Annotated in this window: 9 protein-coding genes; all 9 read left to right on the plus strand. The window is 66.3% G+C overall.

Features of this window, described 5'->3' with window-relative positions:
• Positions 1-28 precede the first annotated feature (28 nt).
• The 9 genes from AC1RRC_RS26185 (at position 29) to AC1RRC_RS26225 (ending at position 12912) form a co-directional block, all read left to right on the plus strand.
• Positions 29-1240: a glycoside hydrolase family 88 protein gene (locus tag AC1RRC_RS26185; RefSeq protein WP_493058540.1), complete on the plus strand. Its 1212-nt coding sequence runs from the start codon at positions 29-31 to the stop codon at positions 1238-1240.
• Positions 1241-1330: 90 nt separating this feature from the next.
• Positions 1331-2668: an MFS transporter gene (locus AC1RRC_RS26190; RefSeq protein ID WP_493058541.1), complete on the plus strand. Its 1338-nt coding sequence runs from the start codon at positions 1331-1333 to the stop codon at positions 2666-2668.
• A gap of 186 nt (positions 2669-2854) precedes the next feature.
• Entirely contained in the window at positions 2855-4666 is a 1812-nt protein-coding gene (locus AC1RRC_RS26195) for a DUF1302 domain-containing protein (protein ID WP_493058542.1), read from the plus strand.
• A 13-nt stretch (positions 4667-4679) separates the two neighbouring features.
• A complete protein-coding gene (locus AC1RRC_RS26200) occupies positions 4680-6035 on the plus strand; it encodes a DUF1329 domain-containing protein (protein WP_493058543.1) in 1356 nt (451 codons plus the stop codon).
• Between the two features lie 109 nt (positions 6036-6144).
• Positions 6145-7143 (plus strand): WD40/YVTN/BNR-like repeat-containing protein, encoded by a 999-nt coding sequence (locus AC1RRC_RS26205; protein ID WP_493058544.1) that lies wholly within the window; start codon positions 6145-6147, stop codon positions 7141-7143.
• A gap of 8 nt (positions 7144-7151) precedes the next feature.
• Positions 7152-9545, plus strand: a complete 2394-nt coding sequence (locus AC1RRC_RS26210; protein WP_493058586.1) for an efflux RND transporter permease subunit — start codon at positions 7152-7154, stop codon at positions 9543-9545.
• 29 nt (positions 9546-9574) lie between these two features.
• Complete coding sequence (locus AC1RRC_RS26215; protein ID WP_493058545.1) at positions 9575-11218, plus strand: 3-(methylthio)propionyl-CoA ligase; 1644 nt, start codon at positions 9575-9577, stop codon at positions 11216-11218.
• Positions 11219-11222: 4 nt separating this feature from the next.
• The gene (locus AC1RRC_RS26220; protein WP_493058546.1) at positions 11223-11834 is read left to right on the plus strand and encodes an RBBP9/YdeN family alpha/beta hydrolase; all 612 of its coding nucleotides are present in this window, start codon (positions 11223-11225) and stop codon (positions 11832-11834) included.
• A gap of 97 nt (positions 11835-11931) precedes the next feature.
• Complete coding sequence (locus AC1RRC_RS26225; RefSeq protein ID WP_493058547.1) at positions 11932-12912, plus strand: quinone oxidoreductase family protein; 981 nt, start codon at positions 11932-11934, stop codon at positions 12910-12912.
• Positions 12913-12915: the final 3 nt, after the last annotated feature.

Consider the following 12915-nt stretch of genomic DNA (forward strand, 5'->3'; position numbering starts at 1 on the left):
CGCCTTTTTATTCAACGGAGGTTCCTTGATGAATGCACCCATGGCGCCGCCCGGCGCGCTCGCCAGCCGGCGGTTCCAGGCGGCACAGACGGCCGCGCTGCGCCGCGTCGCCGGCCTGGCGCTGCGCTTTGGCACGCAATTTCCGGGCGATACCACCACCGGCGGCGCGTACCGGCTGCGCCGGGGCGCGGGCCGCCAGGCCGGCGCGAATATCGGCTGGACCACGGGTTTCTGGACCGGCCTTGGCTGGCTGGCGTATGAAATCAGCGGCAATGGCGGGTTCGGCGAATGGGCGGCCAGCCATTATCCCGGCTACGCGCAACGTATCGCCGGCCGGATCGACCTGGACCACCACGACCTGGGGTTCCTGTATGGCCCGAGCGCCGTGGCGGCCTACCGCATCACGGGCGACGCGCGCGCGCGTGCGCTGGCGCTGGCCGCCGCCGATGTCTTGCTGGCGCGCTTCCTGCCCCGGGCCGGCGTGTTCCAGGCCTGGGGCAGGCTCGATGACCGCGCCGACCGGCGTAACCGGGGCCGCATCATCATCGACACGGTCATGAATTTGCCGCTGCTGCACTGGGCCGGCCGGCAGACCGGTGCGGCGCGCTATCGCGACGCGGCCGCTGCGCACCTGGCGCGCAGTGCGGCGTTGCTGGTGCGCGCCGACGGGTCCAGCGCCCACAGTTGCCATGTCGATCCGGGTACCGGCGCGGCGCTGGCGGTGTCCACGGTCCAGGGCCATGCGCCCGATTCGTGCTGGGCGCGTGGCCAGGCCTGGGGTATTTACGGCTTTGCGCTGAACCACCGCCATGCGCCGGAGCTGGGTTTGCTGGACTTGTCGGCCCGCATGGCCGATTACCTGCTGGCCAACATGCCGGACGACGGCATTTGCCAGTGGGACTTGTCGCTGCCGCGCGACGGCAGCGCCCAGCGCGACAGTTCCGCCTCGGCCATTGCCGCCTGCGGCTTGCTGGAGCTGGCGGCACAGTTGGCGCCGGGGGCGGCGCGCACGCGCTATGAAACCGCGGCGTTGCACCTGTTGCACGGACTGGCCACGCATTGCACGGCGCCCGAAGGCGAGGGCGGCGGCGGTTTATTGTTGCATGGTGTCTACAGCTTGCCGGAGCGGCGCGGCGTCGATGAGGCGAATTTGTGGGGCGACTACCACTACCTGGAAGCGCTGGCCCGTGTCAACACGGGCTGGCGCAGCTATTGGCACGCCGAGCCGTTGCCGGAATGACCGTTTATGACAGGCAAAACTGGCCGATAATGGCGGGGAGGGAGCGGCAATCAGACTGAGTGCCCGGCAACGGTAGCGCGGAGGCGGAAGGTGGGGCACAACGTCGTGAACAAGGAAGATCCAGCGCCACCAGCGGTCCGGCCGCCGCAGGTCCTGGCTGCCGCCGGGCTGGCCGCCTTGCTGCCGCTGGCCGCGCTGCTGCTGCTGGGCGACCTGGTCTGGTCGCTGAAAGAGCGCGCCGTGCAGGAACTGGTGAAAGCGCAGTTGCGCGAGATCAGTCAACACCCGGTGCTGCTCAATATCCTGTTTGGCGCCTTGCCCGCCGTGCTGGCCATGGTGGCGGGGCCGCCGGTGGGCGCATGGAGCGACCGCACCCGTACCCGGCTGGGCCGCCGCATTCCATTCCTGCTGGCCGGCGCCCCCTTGCTGGCGCTGTGCCTGTGCGGCCTGGCGTACAGCGAACCGCTGGGACGGTGGCTGCTGGCCTATACCGGCGCCGGCCCTGCGTATGCCACCCTGGCCATCGTGGCGTGCATGTCCCTGTTCTGGCTGCTGTTTGACTTGTTTTCCATCCTCGGCAATGCGCTGTTCATTGCGCTGATCAACGACACCGTGCCGCCGGCCGTGCTGGGCCGCTTCTTTGGCTTGTTCCGCATCGTCAGCCTGGGCGTGGGCGCGGCGTTTTTCTATTTTGTATTTGGCAATAATTTACTGGGCGTGGCGCGTGAAGTCACGCTGGGCATTGCGGCGGCCTACCTGCTGGGATTTTTAGCGCTGTGCGCCGGGGTGCGCGAACCGGCATTGCCGCCGCCACCGGCCGAGCCGTACCGGCGCGGCCTTGGCCGCCTGCGCGTATCGGCACAGGATGATCCGTCGTTCTACCTGCAACTGTTTGCCGCGGTGGGGATTGCCACCATTTGCGTGCTGCCGGTCAACATCAACAGCTATAACGCGATCGGCCAGTTCGGCGTCGACCGTGGCAGTTTCGGTCAGGCCGTCGCTGTCACCTACTGCATTTCCATTGTGCTGGCGTTGCCGCTGGGCTGGCTGGCCGACCGCGTGCATCCGCTGCGAGTCGGACTGGCCGTGCTGGCGCTGTATGCGCTGGCCATGCTGGCGGCGTACTTCCTGGTGGCGGGGCGCACCGCGTTCCTGGTTTGGTTTGTCGCCCATGGCGTACTGTCCGGGGCATACCTGACCGGCACGGCGGCGTTGCTGCCGTCGCTATTGCCGCGCGCGCGCTTTTCCGAACTGGCGGCTTTTTCCGCTTCCGTCACGGCGTTGCTGACAGTGGTGTTTACGCTGGGACTGGGGGCGCTGCTGGACTGGAGCGGCCGTGATTTCCGGTTGATTTTCCTCGCGGCCGGTTTGCTGGCCGCCATCGGCGCCGCACTGTGGTACCGCCTGCTGCGCGGCGCCGGCGTGTGACGGCCGGCCCACCGCGCCGGGCCGGTTCGCTTCTCGCTTGAGGCTGGTAACGTTACCTTGGTGACTGCGCAATCAACCGGGTGGTGTCGCAAAATGCGAAGCGCCCGTCGTGAATTGGCAATGCTGTTTGGTGTCCGCCCCCCTAAGATTTCCCTACACCACACCAATAAAAAGGGAGACACCAGCATGACCATGGCCCACCATCCCATCCAGACCGCGCTTGCCGCCGCCCTGTGCGCGATCGGCGCCGCGCAGGCCGGGGAAATCGATACCGACAATCCCGACCTCGCGATCCGCTGGGACAATACCGTCAAATACAACTACGGCCACCGCCTGAACCACCAGGATCCCGCGATCCTGAAATCGGCCAATTTCGACGACGGCGACCGCAATTTCAACCGGGGCACGGTGTCGAACCGCGTCGACCTGCTGACCGAATTCGATGTCGTCTACGACCGCCGCATGGGCGCCCGCGTGTCCGCCGCCGCCTGGTATGACCACGCCTACAAGTCCCTGGACAACACCAGTCCGGCCAGCTCCAACCATGTGGAAAACGGCAAGCCGGGCGTCGGCCTGTCGCGCTATGCGAAGCGCTATCACGGCGGCGCCTCCGGCGAAGTGCTCGACGCTTTTATCTTCGGCAACTTCGACGTGGCGGAAATGCCGGTCAGCGTCAAGCTGGGCCGCCATACGCTGTACTGGGGCGAGAGCCTGAGTTCACCGGTGCACGGCATCAGCTTCGGCCAGTCGGCGGTGGACTTTATCAAGGCGTATTCGGTGCCGGGTTCGGACGCCAAGGAATTGTACCTGCCGCGCTCGGCCGCATCGGTGCAGGTGTCGCCGAGCACGGAACTGACCCTGGCCGCACAGTATTTCTTCGACTGGAAGCCGGCACGCATGCCGGAAGCGGGTTCCTTCCTTGGCTTCTTTGATTACGCGTTCCAGGGCGCGGAAACCTTTATCCTCGGGCCGCTGGGCCCGGCCGCCGTGCGCCAGCAAGACAGCCGCGCGCCAACCTCCGGCGACTGGGGCGTCTCGGCCCGCTGGAGCCCGGCATGGCTCGACGGCACTGCCGGCTTCTATGCCCGCAAGACGTCGGACCTGCTGCCGCAGGCGAATGTGCGCCTGGCCGGTTTGTCCACCGCACTGTTTGGCGCCAGCGGCGCGGCGCTGTGCGCGGCGGCCATTCCCGGCGCCGTGGTGGCGGGCGCGAATTGCCTGTTTTATCCCGCCACCCTGGGCGGCGCCAGCCGCTACCAGCTGGAATATGGCAATGATATCGGCGTCTATGGCCTGTCGCTGTCCAAGAGCGTGGCCGGGATATCCGTGGGGGCGGATTTGTCGTACCGCACCAATATGCCGCTGTACAGCACCCCGGCCCTGCTGATGCCGGCCGGGACCAACCCGGCGATCCTGGCGGCCCTGAACGGCAAGCTCAATGGCGCGATGGTCGCGGCGGCGGCCGGCACGCCGGGCCGAGGCCAGGTGTCGGGGGCGCGCGGCGATACCTGGCATGGCGTGATCAACCTGCTGGGCACCATGGCGGAAACGCCGCTGTCCGATGCGCTGGTGTGGAACGCGGAATTGGTGTGGAACCACCTGGCCGGCATTTCGCAGGGCGCCGCGTTTTACCGTGGCCGCGCCGCGTACACCGGCATCGACAAGCCGTCGAACCACTTTGCCGGGTTGACCGTCAACCTGACGCCGACCTGGTTCCAGGTCTTGCCGGGTGTCGACATGACGATGCCCGTCAGCTATGGCCGTGGCCTGAGCGGCAATTCCATGGTGCAGGCCGGCGGCAACAAGGGCAGCGGCAACTACAGCGTCGGCGTGTCCTTCGACATCCGCCAGAAATACCGCATGGATTTCAAGTACGTGGACTTCTTCGGCCCGGCCGCGCTGGACCCGGTCAGCGGCGCGATCACGTCCAACGGCGGCGTGACGGCGCTGCTGCGCGACCGTGGCTTCCTGGCCGCGACCTTCAAGACGACTTTCTGATAACGGAGACCCTATGAAACTGCAACATACCTTGCTGGCCGCCGCGCTGGCTGTCATTTGCGGCGGCGGTTTTGCCGCCACGCCGGAAGAAGCCCGCCAACTGGGCGCAACCCTCACCGCGGTGGGCGCGGAAAAAGCCGGCAACAAGGAGGGCACGATTCCTGAATATACCGGTGGCCTGACCGCGTTACCGGCCGGTTATGTGAAAGGCAGCGGCGTGCGGCCCGACCCGTTCGCGGCGGACAAGCCGCGCCTGGTCATCACCGGCAAAAACCTGCAAGGCATGGAAGACAAGCTGACGGCCGGCGCGAAAGAATTGCTGAAACGCTTTCCGTCATTCCGCATCGACGTATATCCGACCCATCGTCCGGTGGCGATGCCGAAGTTTTACCTCGAGAACACGGCAAAAAATGCCGTCAACGCCCGATCGACCGAGGGCGGCGCCGGTGTCGAAGGCGCGCTGGCGGGCGTGCCGTTTCCGATCCCGAAAACCGGCCATGAAGTGATGTGGAACCACTTGCTGCGCTACCAGGGCCAGGCCTTCACCACCAAATACGAATCGTGGAACGTCGATTCCGCCGGTGTGCCAAGCATGGCCACCACCGGGGAAATCTGGGAAGAATTCCCGCTGTCGGACCCGAAAGTCACGGAACCGGCCAAGCAGGGCGACGTGTTCTTCCGCACCAAACTGAATTACCTGGCCCCGGCCCGCCGCGCGGGAGAAGCGCTGATGGCGTTCGACGCCGTCAATCCGGCCGTGCAGCCGCGCCGCGTCTGGCAATACCTGCCGGGCCAGCGCCGCGTGAAACTGGCGCCGGACGTGGCTTACGATACGCCGAACCCGGGCTCGGCGGGCACCTCGACGTATGACGACGCGTGGGTCTTCAATGGCGCGCTGGACCGCTATGACTTCAAACTGGCGGGCAAGAAGGAAATGGTGGTGCCGTACAGCGAATACAAGCTGTTCGGCCACAAGGAAGTTGGCGACATCGTCAAGCCGAACCACCTGAATCCGGATTTCGTGCGCTGGGAATTGCACCGCGTGTGGGTGGTGGAAGCCACGCTGAAACAGGGCAAGCGCCATATCTACAGCAAGCGCACGTTCTATATCGATGAAGACAGCTGGGCGGCGCTGGCGTCCGACCAGTACGATGCGCGCGGCCAGCTTTACCGCGCGTCGTTCGACCACCTGGTGTATGCCTACGATGCGCAGGCGGCCTACACCGGCAACCACGTGATCTACGACTTCGTCAGCGGCGCCTACAACCTGACCGGCATGTCCGGCCCGCACGGCGGCTTGAAATACATCGATCCCCTGAAGGCATCGCAATGGTCGCCTGAAGCCCTGTCCGGCGCCGGCGTGCGCTGACAGGTCAACCGCCGCATGCCGCATGCGGCGGCAATGCACAGTGTTCTCTTTGGGCCGCCGGGCCGACCATGCCTTGCGTGCCCGGCGGCTTTTTTTTCGAGAGTCGAATATGAACCGAATTCTTTTGACGGCGTGCCTGGCCGCCGGCGCCCTTGCGGGCGCACTGCCGCTGGCTGTTCCCGTGGCCGCCGCGCCGGCCGCCCGGGCCTTCGCTGATCCGGTCGATACCCCGGCGGCCCGGTCGCCGCTGGCGCGGCGCGCTCCGGTCTATGGCCTGGCCGACGCCGGCCAGCGCATCGTGGCGGCCGGGCAGCGCGGCCACATCCTGTATTCCGACGACCTCGGCGCCAACTGGCGCCAGGCCTACGTGCCGGTATCGGCGGATTTGACGGCCGTGACCTTCACCGATGCGAAGCACGGCTGGGCGGTCGGCCACGATGGTGTGATTCTGCACAGCGCCGACGGCGGCGCCAGCTGGGAGCGCCAGTATGACGGCCGCGCCGATGCGCAACAGCAGGGCCAGGCGCCGCCGCTGCTGGACGTGCTGTTCGACGATGCGCGGCGCGGCATGGCGGTCGGCGCGTTCGGGCTCGCCCTGTGCACGGACGACGGCGGCCGCTTATGGCGCCATTGCGAAGCGCTGCTGGACAACCCGGACAGCCTGCACCTGAATGCGATCCGCAAGGTGGGGGGGCTGGTGTATATCGCTGGCGAGCGAGGCATCCTGCTGCAGCGTGGCGCCGACGGCAAGTTCAAACAGTTGCCTTCGCCGTACAAGGGCAGCTTCCTCGGCGTGGCGGGCAATGCCAAGGCGGTGCTGGTGTTTGGCTTGCGCGGCAACGCGTACGCCAGCGCGGATGCCGGCAAGACCTGGCTGCGCGCGCACACCGGCGTGCAGACCGGCCTGACGGCGGGCGTGCAACTGGATGGCGGTGCGCTGGCGCTGCTCAGCCAGGCCGGCCAGTTGCTGGTGAGCCGCGATGGCGGCGCCAGTTTCAGCATTGAAAAACTCGCCATGCCGCAAGCGGCGGCGGCCGCGCTGGCGCTGCCGGGCGGCGGCCTGCTGGTGGGCGGCGTGCGGGGCGTCTTCGCCCACGAAAGGAAATAGCAATGGATATGGGAAATAGCGGCATCGGCGAGATGCCGGTGATCCGCGACTTGAGCGAGTTCGACCAAAAGTCCGGCAGCCTGCTGGAACGGCTGGTGTTCAACCGGCGTCTGGCGCTGGTGGTGCTGTGCCTGGCGGCGACGGTCATCCTGGGCTGGCTGGCCGCCACCCGGCTGACCTTGAACGCCAGCTTTGAACGCATGCTGCCGCAGGGCCATCCCTACATCCAGCACTACCTGCAAAACAAGCAGGAGTTGCGCGGCCTGGGCAATGCGTTGCGGGTGGTGGTGGAAAATCCGCGCGGCGACATCTATGACGCGCGTTACCTGGAAACGCTGCGCCAGGTGAATGATGCGCTGTTCCTGACGCCGGGCGTGGACCGCGCGTGGATGAAGTCGATGTGGACACCGTCGGTGCGCTGGAATGAAGTGACGGAAGAGGGCTTTTCCGGCGGTGCTGTGATGCCGGACAATTACGACGGTTCGCCGCGCGCGGTGGAACAGCTGAAAACCAATATCGCCCGCTCCGGCATCGTCGGCAGCCTGGTTGGCAACAATTACCGCTCGACGATGATCTTCGTGCCACTGCTGGACAAGGACCCGGCCACCGGCCAGGCCATCGACTATGCGCGGATGACGGCGGTCATCGATGCGCTGGTGGCGAAGTATGAACAAGGGCCGGACGGCGTGACGATCCACGTGACGGGTTTTGCCCGGCTGGTGGGCGCGCTGTTGTCCGGCATGCGGCAAGTGCTGATGTATTTCGGCGTGGCCGCGCTGGTGGCGGCGGCCGTGATCTATGGCTATACCCGCTGCGCCCGCTCGACCACGCTGGTGGTGGCCTGTTCGCTGGTGGCGGTGGTGTGGCAACTGGGGCTGGTGGCGGCGCTGGGCTTTGAACTGGACCCGTTTTCCATCCTGGTGCCATTCCTGGTGTTTGCCATCGGCGTGTCGCATGGCGCCCAGAAAATGAACGGCATCATGCAGGACGTAGGCCGTGGCACGCATTTGCTGGTGGCGGCGCGCTATACCTTCCGCCGCCTGTTCCTGGCGGGATTGACGGCGCTGCTGGCGGACGCGGTCGGCTTTGCAGTGCTGATGACGATCGACATTCCCGTGATCCGCGACCTGGCGCTGGCGGCGTCGATCGGGGTGGCGGTACTGATCTTCACGAACCTGTTGCTGCTGCCGGTCTTGCTGTCCTACCTGGGCGTATCGCCGGCGGCCGCCGCGCGCAGCATGCGGGCGGAAACCGCCGGCAACCGGCAAGGCGGCGATCGATGGCTGGGTGCGCTGGTGCAATGCACGCAGCCCCGCCGCGCCGCCATGGTGGTGGGCGTGGCCTTGCTGCTGGCGGCCGGTGGACTGGCCATGTCGTCGCGGTTGCAGGTGGGCGACCTCGATCCCGGCGCGCCGGAATTGCGCGCCGATTCCCGCTATAACCAGGACAACGCCTACATCACGGCCAATTACTCGCTGTCGTCCGACCAGTTTGCGGTGATAGTGAAAACCCCGGACGAACAGTGCCTGGACTGGAAAACCCTGGTGGAGGCGGACCGCCTCGGCTGGGCGCTGCAGCAGGTGCCGGGCGTGCAGGCGACCGTCTCGCTGGCCGACGCGGTGCGCCAGATCACGGCCGGCGCATCGGAAGGCAGCCCGAAATGGCTGACCTTGTCGCGCAACCAGGATGTGCTGAACTATGGCGCCCAGCAGGCGTCCACCAGCAACCCCGACCTGTTCAACCGGGCCTGTTCGGTGATGCCGGTGATTGCCTACCTGGCCGATCACAAGGCAGGCACCCTGGAGCAAGTGGTGGCGGCCGCCGACACGTTTGCCCGCGAACATTCAACTCCTGAACGCCGGTTCCTGCTGGCGGCCGGCAGCGCCGGGATCGAAGCCGCCACCAATATCGTGGTCAAGCAGGCCAATACCCGCATGCTGCTGTACGTGTATGCCGCCGTGATCGTGCTGTGCTTTATCACGTTCCGCAACTGGCGCGCCGTGGTGGTGGCCGTGCTGCCGCTGGTGCTGACGTCGATCCTGTGCGAAGCGCTGATGGTGGCGCTGGGCATGGGCGTCAAGGTGGCGACGCTGCCGGTGATTGCGCTCGGTGTCGGCATTGGTGTCGATTACGCACTGTACCTGCTGTCGGTGCAACTGGCGCAGCAGCGCCGTGGCGCCACCCTGGCGCAAGCGTACCGCCACGCGCTGCAATTCACCGGCAAGGTGGTGGCGCTGGTGGGCGTGACCCTGGCGGCCGGCGTGGTGTGCTGGGCCTGGTCGCCGATCAAGTTCCAGGCCGACATGGGCATCCTGCTGACCTTCATGTTCACGCTGAACATGGTGGGCGCGCTGGTGCTGGTGCCTGCGCTGTCGCACTTCCTGCTCAAGCAAGTCAAGTAATGCAGTCAACCTATCTGAACGGAGTTCCTATGCTCGGCAACATGCAACATCAGCCATTGCTGATTTCATCCCTGATCAGCCATGCGGCGCGCTGCCATCCGCAGGCGGAAATCGTGTCCCGCACCAGCGAAGGACCGCTACACCGCACCACCTATGGCGCGCTGGCGCGCCGCGCGAAACAGGCCGCCAACGCGCTGGGCCGCCTCGGCGTGCGGGAGGGCGACCGCATCGCCACCTTGGCGTGGAACGGCTATCGCCACATGGAGCTGTATTACGGCGTGTCCGGCATGGGCGCGGTGCTGCACACCGTCAATCCCCGCCTGTTTGCGGAACAGCTGGAATACATCATCAACCATGCCGGCGACCAGTACGTGTTCTTCGACACGGGCTTTACCGCGCTGCTGGAACAACTGGCGCCGAAATTGCCGAACGTGAAAGGGTTTGTCGCGATGACGGACCGCGACCATATGCCGTCATCGTCGCTGCCCAACCTGCTGTGCTATGAAACATTGCTGGCGGCGGAAACGGAAGATTACACCTGGCCGGTCTTCGATGAAAACAATGCGGCGGCCCTGTGCTATACGTCCGGCACCACGGGCAACCCGAAAGGCGTGCTGTATTCGCACCGCTCGTCCGTGCTGCATGCAATGGCGGCGTGCACGGTCGATGGCATGGGCATCGGCGCGGCCGACAGCCTGCTGGTGGTGGTGCCGATGTTCCATGTGAATGCGTGGGGCACGCCGTATGCCGGCGCCATGTGCGGCGCCAAACTGGTGTTCCCCGGACCGGCGCTGGATGGCAAGAGTGTGTATGGCCTGCTGCGCGACGAGCGTGTGTCGCTGGCGCTGGGCGTCCCCACCGTGTGGCTGGGGCTGTTCCAGCACGTGGAGCAGCAGGGCCTGCGCCCGAAGGAGGAACTGTGCCTGCGCCGCGTGCTGATCGGCGGTTCCGCCGCATCGGCCGCGATGATCGCCACCTTTGACAGCGCCTTTGGCGCCGACGTGATCCACGCGTGGGGCATGACGGAACTGTCGCCAATGGGCACCATTTGCCGGCTGCAGCCGAAACATGACGCGCTCGACGCGGCGGCGCGCATGCGGGTGCGGGAAAAGCAGGGCCGCGCCGTGTTCGGGATGACGCTGAAAATCGTCGATGACGATGGCGCCGAATTGCCGCACGACGGCAAGGCGGCGGGCCGCCTGCTGGTGAAAGGCCCGTGGGTGGCGGCCGGCTATTTCCTGGGCGAAGGCGGCCAGGCCGTCGATGCCGATGGCTGGTTCGACACGGGCGACGTGGCCAACATGGATGCCGACGGCTACATGCACATCACCGACCGCGCCAAGGACGTCATCAAGTCCGGCGGCGAATGGATATCCTCGATCGAACTGGAAAACGCGGCCATGGGACATGCGGCCGTGGCGGAAGCGGCCGTGATTGGCATTGCCCACCCGAAGTGGCAGGAGCGGCCGTTGCTGGTGGTGGTGCTGAAGGCCGGCCATGCCGCCAGCCGTGACATCCTGCTCGCCTACCTGGCAGGCAAGGTGGCGAAATGGTGGCTGCCCGATGACGTGCAATTCGTCGACCAGTTGCCGCATACGGCGACCGGCAAGCTGCAAAAAATGGCATTGCGGGACATGTTCCGCGACTACCGCTTCCCCGCGCAAGGAGTGTAAACGTATGCAAAACGCCACTGTATTGATGGTTCCCGGCCTGCGCGACCATGTGGCCGACCACTGGCAAACGCTGTTGCAGGCCAGCCTGCCGGGCTCCCGCGCGGTGCCGCCGCTGACGGAAAACGCCCTGAGCCTGCGGGCCCGCGTCGACGCGCTCGATGCGCAAATCGCGCAGATTGACGGTCCCGTGGTGCTGGTGGCGCACAGCGCCGGCGTGCTGATGACGGTGCACTGGGCCGCGCGGCACGGCGACGCCAACGGCAAGGTGCGGGGCGCCCTGTTGGCGGCGCCGCCGGATCTGGCGGCGGACTGGCCCGCCAAATATCCATCCCCGGCAACCCTGGCGCAACACGGCTGGTCGCCGCTGCCTGGCGGTCCGCTGCCATTTGCCAGCATCGTCGCGGCCAGCAGCACCGACCCGCTGGCCGGCCTGCAGCCGGTGCGGGCCATGGCGGCCGGGTGGGGCAGCGAGCTGGTGGAGCTGGGCGATGTCGGGCATTTGAACCCGGCCTGCGGCTACGGCCCGTGGCCGATGGGGAGGGATTTGCTGGCGCGCCTGCTGCTGTCGCTGGGCTTGATGCTGCCGGAAGCGCAGCCGGACGAGCACCTGTCGTGAAATGCGAAATCGCTGTCGCGCCATGCGATGCGCTTGGCGGACGGCGGGACTATATTGGTATCACATTCATACAATCGAATACAGCGAGGAGATCAGCATGGCAAAGGCGGTACGGTTTCATGCGGCGGGCGGGCCGGAAGTGCTGCGCCTGGAACAGGTGGAAGTGGGCGATCCCGGTCCCGGCCAGGTGCGGGTACGGCACGTGGCGGTCGGCCTGAACTACGCGGATACGTATTTCCGCAACGGCACCTACCCGGTGCCCACACCCAACGGGATTGGCGTCGAAGCGTCGGGTGTGGTGACGGCGGTTGGCGACGGCGTGGCGGGGCTGGCGCCGGGTGACCGCGTGACGTACACCGGCTTCCTCAACACGCTGGGCGCCTATTGCACGGAACGGGTGATGGCGGCGGCGCCGCTGATCAAGCTGCCAGACACGATCGCCTTTGAAACAGCCGCCGCCATGACCATGCGCGGCCTGACCTCGGCTTACCTGTTGCGCCGCCTGTATGACTTCCAGCCGGGCCAGTCCATCCTGCTGCACGCGGCGGCCGGCGGTGTGGGTCTGATCGTGTCGCAGTGGGCCAGGCTGCTGGGCCTGAACGTGATCGGCACGGTCGGCAGCGCCGCCAAGGCGGAGATTGCGCTGGCCCATGGCTGCGCCCACACCATCGACTATTCGCGTGAAGACGTGGCGCGGCGGGTGCGGGAATTGACTGATGGCCAGGGCGTGCATGTGGTGTTTGATTCGGTCGGCAAGGATACCTTCATGGGATCGGTGGATTCGCTGCGCCGCCGTGGTTTGCTGGTGTGCGTGGGTACGGCGTCCGGCCCGGTGCCGCCGTTCGATCCGATCCTGCTGGCGCAAAAAGGCTCGCTGTTCGTGACCCGTCCGGCGCTGGCCGATTACATCATCGACCCGGCGGAAAAGGCCGCGCTGGCCGATGAAATATTCGGCCTGGTCGGCGCCGGAAAAATCCGCATTGAAATCAACCAGCGCTATGCGCTGGACGATGCGGTCCAGGCCCACCGCGACCTGGAAGCGCGCAAGACCACGGGTTCATCCATCTTTGTGATCTGAGGA

The sequence above is a fragment of the Pseudoduganella sp. GW821-FHT12E03 genome (assembly GCF_058807115.1).